Genomic DNA, 15,814 nt, shown 5'->3' with positions numbered 1-15,814 from the left:
ATGGGGGCTCTGACGAAAGCTGAAATTGCTGAACGTCTGTACGAAGAGCTGGGCCTGAATAAGCGGGAAGCCAAGGAACTGGTGGAGCTCTTCTTCGAAGAGATCCGCCAGGCGCTGGAGCATAACGAACAGGTGAAGTTGTCGGGTTTCGGCAACTTCGATCTGCGCGACAAGCGCCAGCGTCCCGGACGCAACCCGAAGACGGGAGAGGAAATCCCGATCACAGCCCGGCGCGTCGTCACCTTTCGTCCAGGGCAGAAACTGAAGGCCAGGGTTGAAGCTTATGCTGGAACCAAGTCATAACGACGAGTTGCCCCCCATCCCGGGCAAGCGCTATTTCACTATTGGTGAAGTAAGTGACCTTTGCGCGGTGAAGCCGCACGTGCTGCGGTACTGGGAACAGGAGTTCCCGCAACTCAACCCGGTCAAGCGAAGGGGCAATCGGCGCTACTACCAGCGCCAGGACGTGCTCATGATTCGCCAGATCCGTGCGCTGCTCTACGACCAGGGCTTCACCATCGGTGGCGCCCGTCAGCGCCTCACCGGCGACGAAGCCCGCGAGGACGCCACCCAGTACAAACAACTGATCCGGCAGATGATCGCCGAATTGGAAGATGTGCTGCATGTGTTGCGCAAGTAACTGAAAAAAATGAAAAAAGCGCTTCTCCAAAGCAAATGCTTGGGGTATAGTGCGATCCGCCTCTGAGGGAACTTGGAAGCAACGTCGGGGCGTAGCGCAGCCTGGTAGCGCACTTGCATGGGGTGCAAGGGGTCGAGTGTTCGAATCACTCCGTCCCGACCAAAAAATCCCTAGAAAATCCAGTCACTTAGCGGTGACTGGATTTTTTTATGGGCGCTTCACGCGTAGAAGCGTAGGGACTTTTGCGGGACTTTTTTTCATCCTGCCATTCTCCTCAAAATTGTCAGGGCCGGACCGCGCGAGTCGGTGGCCGAAATCCTGTTGGCTTCATCAATCAGTTTGCCCAACTCGGCGGCTGAGTAGTGACTGGTGATGCTACCGTTCTTGTGCCCCAGCAGAGCCTTCCTGTCTTCCTCCGTTACCCCAGCTGCCCGAAGTCTTCGGCCGAAAGTGTGCTTCAGATCGTGAACGCGGATCGAAGCAAATCCAGCTGGGGCAGGGCGCATAAAACGCTCCTGGAACTTCTTCGCTGCTCTGACCCTGGCTTTCTTCCATGCCGAATCGTTCATCCGGTGAACGGGAGTGGCCTTGCCGTTTTGATCGGGTTGTCCGTAAGGAAATACCCAAACCGGATCAAGCCCTCGCTGTCCCTCGATGACCGACTTGGCTACGTTGTTGAGTACAACGAGGCGCTCGTCGCCGTTCTTGACCCCGGAGCTCTCATGCCGGCCACCAAAATCCGCCGGTATGAGAAAGACGCTGGTGTTGAGCTCAGGAATCGGTATCTCCCAATCCCAGCGAAGCTTCACAACCTCCTGTTCGCGTGAGCCGCTGTTGACCTTGTACAGGGCCATGCGGCGCAAATGATCAGGCAGTTCGGCGAAGAGAATCGACTGCTCTTCCCAGGACATCGGGTAGGGCATGCGTCTGGTTTTCTTCTCTTCCAGCTTGGTGATCATCGGTACTACGTCGAGCCAGGGACGCTTCTGCTCATCACGCCATTTTCGGGCGCATAGATTCAAGATGCGTATGACGCGTTCCAGGGCGATGTTCACGGTGCGGTGTGAGACGCCAGGCTTCAACTTGCCATCGCTGGTTCTGGTGCCCTTGAGTCGATCCCTTATGTAGGGAGCCAGAGTCTCGTCGTCGACATGAGTCAGAGGCTGGTCGCCTATATACGGGTCCAACTGGTCTGTCCCGGGCTGAGTGGACACTGACTTAAGGTGGATAATGTCCACCGCAAGGAGTGTTCATGACCCAGACCAGACGACGTTTTCCCGAATCCTTCAAACGCGAGGCGGTAGACCAGGTACTTGCCGGCACGCCGCTTCGTCATGTAGCCGAGACGCTCGGCATCGCTGAAAGCCTGCTGGGCAAATGGAAGCGCCAGTACGAGCAGCAAGGTGACGATGCTTTTCCGGGCAACGGCAAGCAGCGTAGTGAGAGCGCGGAGTTGCGTCGTCTACGCCAGCAACTGGCTCAGGTCACCATGGAGCGCGATGTTTTAAAAAAGGCGCTCGCCATCTTCTCGCAGCCCACGAAGTGAAGTTCCGCGCCATCGAGGCGTTGGCCGGTCGCTATCCCGTAGCACCAATATGCCGGCTGCTGCGGGTATCCCGCAGCGGCTTCTATGCCTGGCAGCAGCGGCCACCTTCGGCGAGAGAGATGGCGAATCGGCATCTGAGCAAGGAGATCCGCACCATTCACCACGAGGTGAATGGGATCTATGGCCATCGCCGAATCAAGGCCGAGCTGGCGGCCATGGGGCATGCGTGTGGTCGACACCGGGTTGCTCGACTGATGCGCGAAGCCGGTCTGCGCGTTCGCTCGCGCAAGCGCTGGCGGCTGGTTTCCAGCAGTCGTCATGCTCTGCCGATTGCCCCGAACCACCTGGATCGCCAGTTCGCCTCGGATCGCGCCAATCGGCACTGGGTCTCGGACATGACATACGTGCGGACGGCCCAAGGCTGGCTGTATCTGGCAGTCGTGCTCGATCTCTATTCACGAGCCGTCGTCGGTTGGGCGATGCACCACCGCATGCAGCAGGCCTTGGTACACGCCGCGCTGGAGATGGCCATTGCACGCCGACAGCCGAAAGAAGAAGTGCTGCTGCACTCGGATCGAGGCAGCCAATACTGCGCGTACGACTACCAGGCCTTACTTCGGCGACATCGAATCGTGCCCAGCCATTCACGTCCCGGGAGCTGCTGGGACAACGCCGCGATGGAGAGCTTCTTCCGTTCGCTGAAGGCTGAGCGGGTGTACCTGACGCGCTATGCCAGCTACCACGAGGCGAAAACCGACCTGTTCGACTACATCCGCTTTTACAATCACCGTCGCCGCCACTCGACGCTGGGCTATCTCAGCCCGATGGAGTTTGAGCGGCGCTATGCGAGCAGTAACTCTTAACTACCTGTCCACCAGCTCCGGGACAGACCACACTAGCGGTGGCCCCCATCATTGCTCCCACTGCCAAGCTAAGACACGGCAGTGGTTGTGTAGATCCTAAATATGACTCCTACGCTATTGAGCACATTGTTTTGGGCGGTGGTGCAGAGCATGGATACGTAGATGGCTCCGTAGTCTCGGCCCCATACATCGACAATCAGACAGGGCAGCCAATCCTCGACCACTCAAAAACCAGATACCTGTCGGATCACTGTGCAGTCAGCATCCAGTGGCAACCTTGAATCCTGCGAGGAAGGCTCCGGCAATCCCCCATTTTTAGCACTTGCCAGATGTAGAGGTTAGACCGTAAACGTTGAAGATCCCCTTGAGGGTGGTAGCAGCCAGAGTCGAAGGGCTGCTATTGGCCGATTCTGTTGAAAAAGTCCCGTCGCGATTTTCGCCCATGAAAGAACGTGAGCGATGATGAAATCTGGTTCGTTCAGAAGGCGGAGATGGCTTGGTTTTCACGTAGCAACGCCGAAATCGAGCGTTTCCTGAGCTGCTGACAGGCAGCTTTCGCAGAAACCGACTTTTTCAACAGAATCGGCCGGCTCCAGCCTGATGCGACAGGCTCAAAGCGGCCAAAACCGGACACTCTAGGGCTCCGCTCAATGCTACACAAAACCCTGCACACCCTCCTTGGCGGAACTGCGCCATGTGCGTTGCAGCCAGCGGATCCGGCGTGCCGACCGGTTGCGCAGTCTTGCATCGCGGCGCCTCGGTCCCTCGTAGTCGTCGCTCATTTTCTCGGCGCAGACGCAGCCGACTTCAAAGCTCTCGTCCAGATCCGGGTGCTCCATGATGTGGGCGTAGCGGATCTTCTCGTTACCGCACATCTGGCAGGTGGCGTAATCGGTTTCGTCTACTGGGCCGTCAACGGCCCGAAAGTCGACGACGTCACCGCACGTCCACCCCTCTTGTGCGGCGCGCTAGCCGTGTTCCATCGGTTCCCGCTCATGCCTGCTCTCCTATTTCGGAAGCGGTGGGGCGCCCCATCGCAAAATTCTGCTTGACAAGCAATTTGAATATAACAAACATGGCAGACATGACAAAACAAAACGATTTTCCAACGATACTCCGCGCCATCCGTGCGGCCCTCAACCTGACCCAGGAGCAGCTCGCTGAGCGCCTGGGTGTCTCCTTTGCCACGGTCAACCGATGGGAAGGCGGAGGCAATAAGCCCCAGCGCGCCGCGCAGGAGGCGATCCTCGCGCTGGCGCGAGAGGCCGGGGTCGAGGGTGCTGAAAGCTCCCCGCCAGCTGAGGCTGCCGCTCAGGTGACCCGGCGTCGCACCGGGCGTGCGGCTGCTGCGCCCACCACCAAGCCGATGGAGCAGATGCTGTGGGACGCCGCCTGCTCGATCCGGGGCGAGAAGGACGCGGCCAAGTTCAAGGATTACCTGCTGCCGCTGCTCTTCCTGAAGCGGCTGTCCGACGTCTTTGAAGATGAGATCGAGCGACTAGCTGAGGAATATGGCGACCGCGTCACCGCCCTGGAGATTGCCGAGTCGGACCACTCGCTGCTGCGCTTCTACCTGCCCCCCGAGGCTCGCTGGGCGGTCATCAGTGGGCGCGAGTCGTTCGATTGGCCACTCGATGACCGTGGTCGCCCGACAGCGCCCCGTGACATCGGCGAGCATCTGACCAAAGCCGTGCGCGCCGTGGTCAAGCAGAACCCGACGCTCTCCGGCGTGATCGACGTGGTGGACTTCGCCGCCGAGCGCAACGGCGAGCGCGACATCAACCCCGCCAAGCTGCGCGGCGTGGTCGAGACCTTCTCTGATCCGCGCTACCGCCTTGGCCTCGCCGACGTGCAGCCCGACTTCCTTGGCCGTGCTTACGAGTACCTGCTGCGCAAGTTCGCCGAAGGCTCGGGCCAGAGTGCTGGCGAGTTCTTCACCCCGACCGAGGTCGGCTTCCTGATGGCGCACATCCTGCGGCCCAAGCCCGGTGAGACCTGCCACGACTATGCCTGTGGCTCAGCGGGGCTGTTGATCAAGCTCCAGCTCGTCGCCCGTGAACTCGACCCCACCAGCCGCGTGCCGGTCAATTTGTCCGGCCAGGAGCTGCAGGCCGAGAGTTATGCCGTGGCGCAGATGAACGCCATCATCCACGACATGGAGGTGGAGCTGGCTCGCGGCGACACCATGATCAACCCGAAATTCCGCGAGGCCAGCGGCAAGATCCGTGGTCACGACATCGTGGTGGCCAACCCGATGTGGAACCAGCCGTTCGCGGCGGACCTGTTCGCCAACGATCCATTCGACCGCTTCCGCACGGCGGGCGGTATCACCACCGGCAAAGGTGACTGGGCGTGGCTGCAGCACACGCTCGCCTGCCTGGACGACCACGGCCGGGCGGCCGTGGTGCTCGACACCGGCGCGGTCACGCGCGGCTCCGGCTCCAAGAACGAGGACAAGGAACGCAATATCCGCAAGTGGTTCGTCGATCAGGACCTGATCGACGGCGTGATCCTGTTACCCGAAAACCTCTTCTACAACACCACGGCGGCGGGCGTGATCGTGGTACTGAACAAGCGCAAGCCGACCGTGCGCAAGGACAAGATCGTCCTGCTCAATGCCAGCCGCCACTTCCAAAAGGGCAAGCCGAAGAACTACCTGCCCGAGGAAGACATCTGGCCGCTCGCCACGATGTACCTCAAAGGCGAGCCGGTCGAGGGTGAGGTAGCCGTCATCACAAAACAGCAAGCTCAGGAGGCGGATTACAACCTGAGTCCGAGCCGCTGGGCAGGGCAAAGCGACGATGCTTCGCATCGGGACATGTCGCATCTAATTGCCGAATTGTCTCGGCTAGATGCGAAAGCATCCGAAGTGAACAAGGTGCTCTATCAACTGCTTTCCGGGGTGGGCAAATGAATGAACTCCCGGAAGGCTGGACTGTGGAACCTTTCAGTCAGATAGCCAGCTATACGACTGGCCGCACGCCCGCGCGAGCAAACCCTGCGTATTGGGCAAAAGGAGAGCGTCTGGTGCCGTGGGTGGCAATTTCCGACATGGAGCAATACGGCACCATCGTCGGGACAGCTGAATCTGTCTCCGCACTTGCGTTTGAGAATGTGTTCCGTAAACGCATCGTCCCTGCGGGCACACTCATCATGAGCTTCAAGCTGACCATTGGGCGAGTGGCGACGCTCGGCATTCCGGCATGTCACAACGAAGCCATCATCTCGATTTTTCCACGGGAAGGTGTAGATCAGCGTTACTTGGGCTATTTCCTCTCGCAGGTTGATTACACCGATCATCAAGACCGTCAGATCAAGGGCAACACGCTCAACCAATCCAAGATTGACCAGATTCAGGTCGTCCTTCCTTCATCCAGTGAGCAGTCCCGCATTGCAGATGTTCTCGACAAGTGTCGGCTTGGCATCAATACGGAACGTGCAGCGGAGAAAACAGCAGAAGAACTCAAGCGTGCTTGCATGCACGAACTGTTCAGACGTGGTCTGCGTGGCGAACCTCTGAAAGAGACTGAGATCGGGCCGGTTCCGGAGAGCTGGGAGGTCGTGCCGCTGGGATCGCTCGGAAAGATTGGAAATGGCTCAACGCCAAAGAAGACCGTGCCGGCCTACTGGAACGACGGAACGTTTCCATGGCTTACCAGCGCAAAGGTTTATGACCGGGAAATTGAGGTTGCAGACCAGTTCGTGACCGACGTTGCACTCGCCGAATGCCACTTACCTCGTGTCCAGCCTGGAGCAGTACTCATGGCAATCACTGGACAAGGCAAGACACTCGGGCACTGTGCAGTTCTCAGGATTGAGGCGAGCATCAATCAGCACATCGCCTACCTGCAAACAAACACTGAGCGAGCCGAGCCCGGTTTCATTCGAGGCTATCTCGAAACACAGTACGAGTACCTTAGGCAAGTGGCGTCAGGCGGTGGTAGCACGAAAGGAGCGTTGACGTGTGCTTTCTTAAAGAGCCTGCCGGTCCCGCTGCCCCCGACACTTGATGAGCAGCGCGAGATCGTCACCGTCCTGGACGCTCTCGACCGCAAGATTGGTCTGCATCAGCAAAAGCGCGGTGTGCTGGAAGAATTGTTCAAGGCGCTACTGCACAAGTTGATGACCGGCGAGATCGCCGTGTTGGATCTGGATCTGTCGGCGCTGTCCCCGGCCTCGACGCAACCCGAGGAGGCCACGGCATGAGCACGCTCAAGATCAGCGAAGCCGGCACGGTGCAGTTCCCGATGGTGAAGCACGCGGTGGAAATCGGCTGGACTTCAATCACGCCGGAGGATGCACGCACCAAGCGCGGCGGCGAGGCAGGCACCTTCTTCCGCGATGTGCTGGAAGCCAAGCTCGCAGCATTCAATCCCTGGATGTCTGCCGACGCGGTGCGCTCCGTGGTCGAAAGCCTGGACGCACTGCCGGCCACCATCGAGGGCAACCGCGAGCTGCTGGCCTGGCTGCGCGGCGAACGCCAGTGGTACGACGAGGCCGAAAAGCGCCATCGGCCCGTCACCGTTATCGACTTTGAGCATGTGGCGGACAACGTCTTTCACGTGACCTGGGAGTGGAAGATCAAGCCACCCGCGCGCAAGGGCAACCGAGCGGACGTGATGTTCGTGGTCAACGGCGTACCGGTGGTGATCGTCGAGCACAAGAACCCGAAGGACGGCGACGCCATCGAGCGTGCCGTCAAGCAACTGCGCCGTTACGAGCTGGAAACGCCGGAGCTGCTGGCCACGACCCAGCTGTTCAACGTAACGCACCTGCTCGACTACTGGTACGGCGTGACCTGGAACGCCAACCGGCGCGACATGGCGCGCTGGAAGCAGGCGCCAGAGGAAACCTATCGCTTCGCGGTGCAAGCCTTCTTCGAGCCGACCGACTTCCTGCGCACGCTGCAACACTGGATCTTGTTCTATGTGCAGGACGGCGAGACACGCAAGTCGGTACTGCGCCAGCACCAGCGGCGCGCCATCGACGCCATCCTGGATCGCTGCGCCGACCCGGCCAAGACACGCGGCCTGGTGTGGCACACCCAAGGCTCGGGCAAGACCTTCACGCTGCTGACCGCTGCGCGTCAGATCCTGGAGAACAAGGCGCGTTACGCCAATGCGACGGTGATTCTGGTGGTGGACCGCACGGAACTGGAAGGCCAGTTGAAAGGCTGGGTGGAGCGCCTGCTGGGCGAGATGCAGCAGCAGGACATCGCGGTCGAGCGGGCCAACAACAAGGCCAAACTGCAGTCTCTGCTGGATGCCGACTTCCGGGGCCTGATCATCTCGATGATCCACAAGTTCGAGGCCGTCCGCAAAGACAGCTGCCTGCGCGACAACGTCTACGTGTTCATCGACGAGGCGCACCGGTCGGTGGCCAAGGACCTCGGCACCTACCTGATGGCGGCAGTGCCCAAAGCCACGATCATCGGTTTCACCGGCACACCCATCGCGCGCACTTCGCAGGGCGAAGGCACCTTCAAGATCTTCGGCACGCAGGATGAGCTGGGCTACCTGGACAAGTACTCCATCGCCGAGAGCATCGCCGACGAGACCACGCTGCCAATCAAGCACGTGATGGCGCCGAGCGAGATGACGGTGCCGGCCGAACGGCTGGACAAGGAGTTCTTCGCGCTGGCCGAGAGCGAAGGTGTCACCGATGTCGAGGAGCTGAACAAGGTGCTCGACCGCGCGGTGGGGCTGCGCACCTTCCTGACGGCGGACGACCGCATCGAGAAGGTGTCCGCCTTCATTGCCGAGCACTTCAAGGAGAACGTACTGCCCCTGGGCTACAAAGCCTTCGTGGTGGCCGTGAACCGCGAGGCCTGCGCCAAGTACAAAAAGGCGCTGGACAAGCTGCTGCCGCCCGAGTGGAGCGCGCCGGTCTACACCGAAAACTCTGCCGATGTGTTGGATCGGCCGCTGGTGGCCGAGTTACAGCTTTCCGATGAGGCCGAGGAGCAGGTTCGCCTGCTGTTCAAAAAGCCAGCCGAGAACCCGAAGATCCTGATCGTCACCGACAAGCTGCTCACCGGCTACGACGCACCGCCGCTGTACTGCATGTACCTCGACAAGCCGATGCGCGACCACGTGCTGCTGCAGTCGATTGCGCGGGTGAACCGGCCCTATGTGGACACCAACGGCGTGCAGAAGCGCGTCGGCCTGGTGGTGGACTTTGTCGGCGTGCTGCGCGAGCTGAAGAAGGCGCTGCAATTCGACTCCAGCGACGTCAGCGGCGTGATTGAGGATCTCGACGTGCTGTTGCAGGACTTCCTGCAACGCATCGAGCAGGCGAAGAAGGACTACCTGGAGTCAGACGCTGGCGGTACGCCCGACGAGCGGCTGGAGCGCCTGGTGTTTGGCCGCTTCCTGACGCCCGAAGCGCGCAAGACCTTCTTCGAGAGCTATAAGGAGATCGAGGCGCTGTGGGAAATACTCTCGCCCGATCCGGCTCTGCGCGACCACATCGCGACCTACAAGCAGCTCAGTCAGCTCTATGCGGCCGTGCGCAATGCCTACGCCGAAAAAGTCGGGTTCGTGGCTGACCTGGCCTACAAGACCCGCCGCCTGATCGAGGAAAGCGCCGAGCAACATGGTCTTGGGCGATTGACCAAGACTGTGACCTTTGATGTGGCAACCCTGAAGTCGCTGCGCGGCGAGGATGGGGCCGACGAGGGCAAAGTGTTCAACCTTGTGCGCGGTCTGCAGCACGAGATCGACGAGGACCCTGCCGCTGCACCGGTGCTGCAACCGCTGAAGGATCGCGCCGAACGTATCCTGAAGTATCTGGAAGAGCGCAAAACGACCGGCCTGGCTGCGATGGACCAACTGGCTGCGCTGGCTGCTGAGAAGGAGGCGGCCATGAAGGCGGCGAGCGACAGCGGCCTGTCCGCTCGTGCCTTTGCCGTAGCCTGGGTGCTACGTGAGGATGCGGCCGTCAAAGCGGCCGGCATCGACCCAATGACACTGGCCAAGGATGCCGAAGAGTTGCTCGGGCGTTTCCCGAATGCCTCGGTCAACGCCGACGAGCAGCGACGGCTGCGTGCGTCGCTCTACAAGCCCCTCCTCGTGCTGGCGCAGGACGAGCGGGCAAGGGTCGTCGATCTCGTTGTGCGTTTGCTGCTCACGGAGGGTGGCGAATGAAATCGTGGCAGTACCCGGCGCAGGACTTGCGACGCCGCGCACTGGCTTGGGCGATCAAGCTGAAGGTGAATCCCCGCGTGGTTCGGGTGCAGGAGATGCGTAGGAAGTGGGGTTCCTGTTCATCGGCGGGAACCGTCACCTTGGCCACTGACTTGCTCGACCAGGATGAGACTTTTCAGGACTACGTCATCGTTCATGAACTGCTTCACCTGCGTTACGCGAACCACGGGAGGATGTTCAAGGCGCTGATGAGCGCACATGTCCCGGGTTGGCGAACGATCGAGCAGCGCCAAATAGGCGATGCAGATGGCGCATCCGTTGAGCGGCTCTCTCGCAAACCGAACGGCCATACCCGGTGACGACGCAATAACAAAAGGATCTGCTGCAATGCGCTTCATCGCCGGCCCGCTCAACAAACAACTGCTCCAGAACCTGCTGGGCGAGGTGATTGAATCCTGCACGCGCGTTCGCGCCGCAGTCGCCTATGCCAGTCGCGACAACTTGAAGTTGTTTGAGGCCTGCGCGCAGCACCTGAAGCCGCTGGAGCTCTTTGGCCGCTACGACCACACCGTGGCTGTCGATCCAGCTGTGTTGAAGTGGTTTCTGGATAAGGCCAGCCCGAATTTCGACTGCAAGCTCGTTCCCGACATCCTGCACGCCAAGGTCATCTGGTGGGTGGGTGCCGGGGCCTACATTGGGTCTGCCAACTTGTCTGATCGGGCCTGGATATCGAACATCGAAGCGGGCACCTTTCTGCCCCACGACGAACTCGTCGAAACAGGCATGGAGCTTGAGCTGCTGCGCTTTTTTGAGGAAGTGGATGACCGTGCCCGGCCATTGACCAAGGAAATCTACCAAGAGCAGCTGCGCTTGGCGGACCGGCGGTCTGAATTGTCAAAACGCGAATACGGACTTGAGCAGCAGTTCGACAAGGACCGCTTGCTGCCGAAGAACCACGGGCTGGTGTTTATCGACACGAAGCGATCGTCTGAGAAACGCTTCCAGAAATTCGAGCAGGACTGGAACGACACACTGCAGGTGATGCGATCCATCGCATCCAGGGTTTCGGCGCCTGGCGCCAAACCCGACTGGATCGATGCGTCGGTGGCCCCCGGCGTTCAAGCCGACCAATTCCTGCACGCCTACTACTACAAGCAGGTCAAGGATGGAAACCGTCATCCTTACGAGGAGTTCTTCGCCAGGAATTCGAAGAACCCAGAACTGGCGCTGCGCGACGCGCTGGAGTGGTGGCATGACGCTGACTTCGACCACTCGTTCGAAGAACGCACCATTTACGAGTGGTCGCCCCGGCTGCGTGAGTTATTGGCACGCGATCGCATTCTCAAACTGACCGAGCAGGAGTTCGTGGATGCCGTTTCCCGGGTGCACGCGATCCGCGACCACGCCATCAAGCAGGAAAACGAGCACTTGGGCTTGCCTGACCGACCGCAGGCTGGCGACGACAAGGTGGAAAAGTTCGGCGAGTGGCTCTGGCGGCAGCGATCACGCGAAGGGCGGACGGTGCTTGAGCTGTTGAACTACGTTGTCTGGGGCAGCGGAAGTGTTTCGGCCCGGCTCTGGAACGCGATTCGCAGCGACGACTGGGCAATTCCGCACATTGGTCTGAGCAGCCTCGGGGAAATCGTCGGCTGGGCGCGCCCAGACGAGTTTCCGCCAAGGAACATGCGGACGAGCAAGGGGCTGCGGGCGCTCGGCTACAGCGTGAGGATCGGTGTTTGAATGCCGGCTTCGTTGCGTTCTGCGCGCTGGCCTTCCTCGACTTGGGGATGGGGTGTCGGTAGACAAGAGATAGTCCTTGGAGGCAATTCAGCTTCTTGATCATACTTGAGGCGGCAGCGTGCGGTCTGCAGCCTCATGATCCAGCTTCGTTGCACGTCCATCTGAACGCGAAAAGCTTCTCAAGGAGCTTGCTTCTACCACATAAGGACTTGCTGGTTATGTCACAGCTCTCTCTGCTTCGAAGCCCCTCTGCGGTGCAGGCTGCTATCGACGAATTTGTTCAGTTGGGCCGCACAAAATTCCTTGAACGCTACGGCTTTGGTAAGTCCAGAGATTTTCTGGTGCGCGATTCGAAAACTGGTGTCGACTGCGATTCCAAAGCCATTGCCGGTGTCGCCTACGGTAAACAGTTTCCCGACAAGGGCCCTCTGACTGCTGACAGTTTTTCCGGTGGTGAGGCGACTGTCGTTCCGCTGCTTTCCAATCTTGGTTTCACCATCATCCGGATTGGCGAGGACTGGTCTGAAGCCGAAGTCGAAGCCACTGTGCGCGACTACTTTGAAATGCTGCGCGCAGAAGCAGAGGGGGAAAGCTATAACAAGTCCGAGCACAACCAAGCCTTGCGGCGGCTGCTCAATGGCCGCAGCAAGTCCTCTGTCGAGCTAAAACATCAAAACATCAGCGCCGTTCTTGACGCCCTGGGGCTGCCATACATCAACGGATACAAGCCCCGCGGTAATAGCCAGCTTCTGCTGCGCAAGTCCGTGCAGGCCTACGTCCTCAAAAATCAGCAGGCGGTCGCTACCATCGTTGATGCATTGGAGGAGGTGAAGCTCCCCGGTGAAAGGACCTACCTCGCAGCCCTTGTCGAGGCTCCGAAGCGCGAGGCACTTGTTCGTACTCCGAGCAAGGTGCCAAACCGGATGCCCCGTAAACTTGATTACGCCGCGCGTGATGAGGCCAATCGGAAGCTGGGTAGGGCAGGTGAGCAATGGGTCATTGAATTCGAACAACAGCGCCTGACCGAGTCAGGGCACCCGGAGCTGTTCCAGCGATTGGACTGGGTATCGGACTCCCAGGGTGACGGAGCCGGGTTCGATATCCTGTCGTTTGAATACGACGCGCGTCACCGCTTCATCGAGGTGAAAACCACCAACGGCGGCTTGGGATCATCGTTTTTGGTCAGCCACAACGAGCTGGAGTTCTCCAGAGAGGTCTGCGAGCAGTTCCACCTGTACCGTGTGTTTCAGTTCAGGGAGGGGCCGCGTCTGTTCATCCTGAGCGGGGATCTAGACCGGCACGTTCACCTTAAGCCGACTGATTACCGGGCGAGCTTTCGAAGCATATTTGAATAGACTCCTAGAGAAATATCAGGATGTGAGCGAACTAAATGATCCACTTAGTTCCTGTTGTAGCTCGGAACTCTCAAGAAGTATGTCCTCTTGGGGAGGGGCGAGTTGCTTCGGATGTCTCGGCTCTAAAATTTAATTAGCAGCAATGCGTCCATAGAAAAGATAAATTGCTGTGGTGGCGGTATTGTTACCGCCGAATATTGTGCTGTATTGAAGCTGTATACCAATTGGGGTGCTTTGAATCTCTAGTGTATACGGCGGTTTTAGTCCTTTGCTATCTATATAATCGGCTTTGAGTTTGTCGGGGATGTTTGGTGATAGGCTTGGGCCAATGAACTCATATCTAACAGGTGCGCGTCTTTTGGTTAGGATTATTAACTCTGACTCGGGGCCGATAGGGAGCTGGGTCGTGCTGTGGCGAGGAACTGCCAGTGTTTCCATTGCTTTTTGAGGGAGAGCCTTGCTCTTTGATAGTGGCAGAAGGCGAGATTCTTTTTCATTTTCCCTTATTACGTCCAGTGCGATTATCTTAATTTTTTCAGCAGGTAGATTGCTCGTGTTTTTCAAGGTGACTGTTAAGTGCCTCTCATCGTCTCCGGCCCATTGAACTAATTGCACATCTGAAATTTTTAACTCTGTTGGATTTGATGCCTCGATAAAGCGAGCCATTTTTTGCAATGACGCTGCTGTGCTTTCCGACGCTGCTAGGCCAGAGCAAATTATATCGCGAGATAATTCTATGCTTCCACCTTCAGGGTTGTTTATGACTAGATTGCAATCTCCCTTTATATTCTGAAGGTTTTTAGGCGTATTCGCTGCGATAACTTCGTCTGACAGCTGCCCGACAGAAAGGGCGAATGCCAATGCCAGTCGTTTCATTTGCTTTTCTCCGACTGGTTTATGAGAACATTATTTGATCCTTGCACCGTCTGAATGGTGTTGGATCTTATTGAGGTGGGCTCGTCTGAGGCTACTTTAGAGTTTTCAGCTGGGCTCGTGGATGCACTGAGTACAGCCAGTGATAACGTTCCTAGCGAGACCACAACAAAAACTAAAGCTACGAATGATTGCAGTCTAATGCCCACTCGAGCGGTCAGCATGGTGAGAAATACCATCGCTACCACCAGTACAACAAACGCTGCTAGCGTCAATGGGTTATTTAAGTACGGGGCCCATGTGTTTAGGTCATTCATGTATAGAGAGTCCTTATGTCACAGGTAAGCAATGGCGACCAGAATGAGCTGAAAATTAAGTGATGATATTTTTAAGGGGGAAGCAGTTGAGCGATCATGTCTCCGTCGTCGTCGGGTGTGTACAGGTTGCACGCAGCCATAGGGACTTTTGCGGGGAATCGTTGAAAACTGTTGGATAGAGTAGAGCAATGGCTGCAGCGAGCGCTCAAATTTATACTAATAAAATCAATATCTTACAGGTTCGACCTCCGGCATGGGGTGCAAGGGGTAGAGTGTTCGAATCACTCCGTCTCGACCAAATTTGAAAAGGCCGGTTCAGCAATGAACCGGCCTTTTGCATTTCTCTTCCCTCAAAGATTATCTAGATCGATCGCCAGCTCGGCGCCTCTCGCAGTGACCAATCATCCTGCGCAGCCAAGAAAGTTGGCAGGTCCCGTCGCGCAATCCAGATTTCGCCTTGCCACTTGATGACGCCGATGCGCTGGTTGGCCCAGGTCATGAAGGCGCGCTGGGGATTGGTGTCGGGGATGTGCTGGGTGTCGTGGAGGGTGGGGAGGACTTCGTCGCTGAGCCATTTGGCGATGTGGCGGTGTTCGGGGTGCCAGAAGCGGTAGAGGGCTTTGTAGGCACCGGATTCGCTGATGACCTCCACTTCCTCGCGGAAGCCGCTGAGGTATTCCAGGATAACGGCGCGTTTTTGTTCCGGGTCCATGCGCTTGGGCAGGTGGTAGGGGCGGCCGGTGCCGATCAAGCGGCCGAAGTCGAGGCCGACGAACCAGGGTTGGCGGTCGATCAGCACGGCGCGTAGCTGGTGGGTGTGGCGTTGGAAAATGACAGGTCTGTAGGCGTCTTGCATGGTGGAGCTCCATCTACGAGGTTGAGGAGCCGCCACGCGTCGTCGCTATTCGAAGGGTGGCGGACCGCGCAGGGTTAGCGAACCGGGAGATGGTACCGGCAGACCCGAGGGTCTCCCCGCGCGATCCGCCATAGAGCCAGTAGTGAATACTACAGGCGTGAAAGGGCCTACAGGAAACCTTCGCTGTTTCCCGCATGCGCTTTCAGCGCAGTCGCGCCATCTCTCAAGTCGCTAAACCTGGCCACGGGATTGACCGTGACGGGCGGAGGATGGCGGAGGGCTTGCCGAGGCGGCAACCTGCAAAGCGCGTAGGAATCCAGGAAGCGTACCTCTGGGAGGTGAGGTTCAGCGGTGCCCTCTTTATATAGGCGGCAGGGCGCAGCTGGCTGGAAGCCGTTGATGCGTCGGTGCGGAGAGGGGGCAGGCACGTGCCGCTTCTATATAGAGGGAAGGAGGGGGGGGGGGGGGGAAGCCCCTTT

Annotated in this window: 12 protein-coding genes, 1 tRNA gene and 1 pseudogene; 11 read left to right on the top strand and 3 right to left on the bottom strand. The window is 58.6% G+C overall.

Translation table 11 applies throughout. The features are described from left to right. The 3 genes from ihfA (at position 1) to QO207_RS12000 (ending at position 802) form a co-directional block, all read left to right on the top strand. Complete coding sequence (gene ihfA / locus QO207_RS12010) at positions 1 to 303, top strand: integration host factor subunit alpha (RefSeq protein WP_003090661.1); 303 nt, start codon at positions 1 to 3, stop codon at positions 301 to 303. After that, entirely contained in the window at positions 284 to 640 is a 357-nt protein-coding gene (locus QO207_RS12005; RefSeq protein ID WP_015476661.1) for a MerR family transcriptional regulator, read from the top strand. Before ihfA ends, QO207_RS12005 begins: the two co-directional genes overlap by 20 nt. Positions 641 to 725: 85 nt before the next feature. Next, positions 726 to 802, top strand: a tRNA-Pro gene (locus tag QO207_RS12000). Between the two features lie 95 nt (positions 803 to 897). Here QO207_RS12000 and QO207_RS11995 read toward each other — a convergent pair. Continuing rightward, positions 898 to 1,833: pseudogene (locus QO207_RS11995) on the bottom strand (tyrosine-type recombinase/integrase); the annotation flags it as partial. Between the two features lie 59 nt (positions 1,834 to 1,892). Between QO207_RS11995 and QO207_RS11990 the strand changes: the two are divergent. The 8 genes from QO207_RS11990 (at position 1,893) to QO207_RS11955 (ending at position 13,289) form a co-directional block, all read left to right on the top strand. Then, the gene (locus QO207_RS11990) at positions 1,893 to 2,186 is read left to right on the top strand and encodes a transposase (RefSeq protein WP_301532633.1); all 294 of its coding nucleotides are present in this window, start codon (positions 1,893 to 1,895) and stop codon (positions 2,184 to 2,186) included. Beyond that, positions 2,183 to 3,049, top strand: a complete 867-nt coding sequence (locus tag QO207_RS11985; RefSeq protein WP_301532632.1) for an IS3 family transposase — start codon at positions 2,183 to 2,185, stop codon at positions 3,047 to 3,049. The genes QO207_RS11990 and QO207_RS11985 overlap by 4 nt, the downstream gene beginning before the upstream one ends. A 1,075-nt stretch (positions 3,050 to 4,124) precedes the next feature. Next, positions 4,125 to 5,963 (top strand): N-6 DNA methylase, encoded by a 1,839-nt coding sequence (locus QO207_RS11980; RefSeq protein ID WP_301532631.1) that lies wholly within the window; start codon positions 4,125 to 4,127, stop codon positions 5,961 to 5,963. Next, the gene (locus tag QO207_RS11975) at positions 5,960 to 7,255 is read left to right on the top strand and encodes a restriction endonuclease subunit S (protein ID WP_301532630.1); all 1,296 of its coding nucleotides are present in this window, start codon (positions 5,960 to 5,962) and stop codon (positions 7,253 to 7,255) included. Before QO207_RS11980 ends, QO207_RS11975 begins: the two co-directional genes overlap by 4 nt. Beyond that, positions 7,252 to 10,194: a type I restriction endonuclease subunit R gene (locus QO207_RS11970; RefSeq protein WP_301532629.1), complete on the top strand. Its 2,943-nt coding sequence runs from the start codon at positions 7,252 to 7,254 to the stop codon at positions 10,192 to 10,194. The genes QO207_RS11975 and QO207_RS11970 overlap by 4 nt, the downstream gene beginning before the upstream one ends. Continuing rightward, positions 10,191 to 10,553: a M48 family metallopeptidase gene (locus QO207_RS11965; RefSeq protein ID WP_301532628.1), complete on the top strand. Its 363-nt coding sequence runs from the start codon at positions 10,191 to 10,193 to the stop codon at positions 10,551 to 10,553. The genes QO207_RS11970 and QO207_RS11965 overlap by 4 nt, the downstream gene beginning before the upstream one ends. A gap of 1,108 nt (positions 10,554 to 11,661) precedes the next feature. Next, a complete protein-coding gene (locus QO207_RS11960) occupies positions 11,662 to 11,934 on the top strand; it encodes a hypothetical protein (protein ID WP_301532861.1) in 273 nt (90 codons plus the stop codon). 218 nt (positions 11,935 to 12,152) lie between these two features. After that, complete coding sequence (locus tag QO207_RS11955; RefSeq protein WP_301532627.1) at positions 12,153 to 13,289, top strand: DUF3883 domain-containing protein; 1,137 nt, start codon at positions 12,153 to 12,155, stop codon at positions 13,287 to 13,289. A 129-nt stretch (positions 13,290 to 13,418) separates the two neighbouring features. Here the strand turns inward: QO207_RS11955 and QO207_RS11950 are convergent, their stop codons facing one another. Together QO207_RS11950 and QO207_RS11945 are read right to left on the bottom strand one after the other, a co-directional pair. After that, complete coding sequence (locus QO207_RS11950) at positions 13,419 to 14,165, bottom strand: hypothetical protein (protein WP_301532626.1); 747 nt, start codon at positions 14,163 to 14,165, stop codon at positions 13,419 to 13,421. 675 nt (positions 14,166 to 14,840) lie between these two features. Continuing rightward, entirely contained in the window at positions 14,841 to 15,335 is a 495-nt protein-coding gene (locus QO207_RS11945) for a BRO family protein (RefSeq protein ID WP_301532625.1), read from the bottom strand. Positions 15,336 to 15,814: the final 479 nt, after the last annotated feature.

Source organism: Pseudomonas sp. CAN1 (genome assembly GCF_030462585.1).
Classification (GTDB): Bacteria; Pseudomonadota; Gammaproteobacteria; order Pseudomonadales; family Pseudomonadaceae; genus Pseudomonas.
This window is presented reverse-complemented; position numbering and strand designations above follow the sequence as displayed.

Excerpts from the sequence above, each read along its gene's own strand:
- QO207_RS11980 (WP_301532631.1), top strand. The coding sequence starts at position 4,125 with ATGGCAGACATGACAAAACAAAACGATTTTCCAACGATACTCCGCGCC.
- QO207_RS11955 (WP_301532627.1), top strand. The coding sequence starts at position 12,153 with ATGTCACAGCTCTCTCTGCTTCGAAGCCCCTCTGCGGTGCAGGCTGCT.
- QO207_RS11950 (WP_301532626.1), bottom strand. The coding sequence starts at position 14,165 with ATGAAACGACTGGCATTGGCATTCGCCCTTTCTGTCGGGCAGCTGTCA.
- QO207_RS11945 (WP_301532625.1), bottom strand. The coding sequence starts at position 15,335 with ATGCAAGACGCCTACAGACCTGTCATTTTCCAACGCCACACCCACCAG.
- QO207_RS12005 (WP_015476661.1), top strand. The coding sequence starts at position 284 with ATGCTGGAACCAAGTCATAACGACGAGTTGCCCCCCATCCCGGGCAAG.
- QO207_RS11965 (WP_301532628.1), top strand. The coding sequence starts at position 10,191 with ATGAAATCGTGGCAGTACCCGGCGCAGGACTTGCGACGCCGCGCACTG.
- QO207_RS11970 (WP_301532629.1), top strand. The coding sequence starts at position 7,252 with ATGAGCACGCTCAAGATCAGCGAAGCCGGCACGGTGCAGTTCCCGATG.
- ihfA (WP_003090661.1), top strand. The coding sequence starts at position 1 with ATGGGGGCTCTGACGAAAGCTGAAATTGCTGAACGTCTGTACGAAGAG.
- QO207_RS11975 (WP_301532630.1), top strand. The coding sequence starts at position 5,960 with ATGAATGAACTCCCGGAAGGCTGGACTGTGGAACCTTTCAGTCAGATA.
- QO207_RS11990 (WP_301532633.1), top strand. The coding sequence starts at position 1,893 with ATGACCCAGACCAGACGACGTTTTCCCGAATCCTTCAAACGCGAGGCG.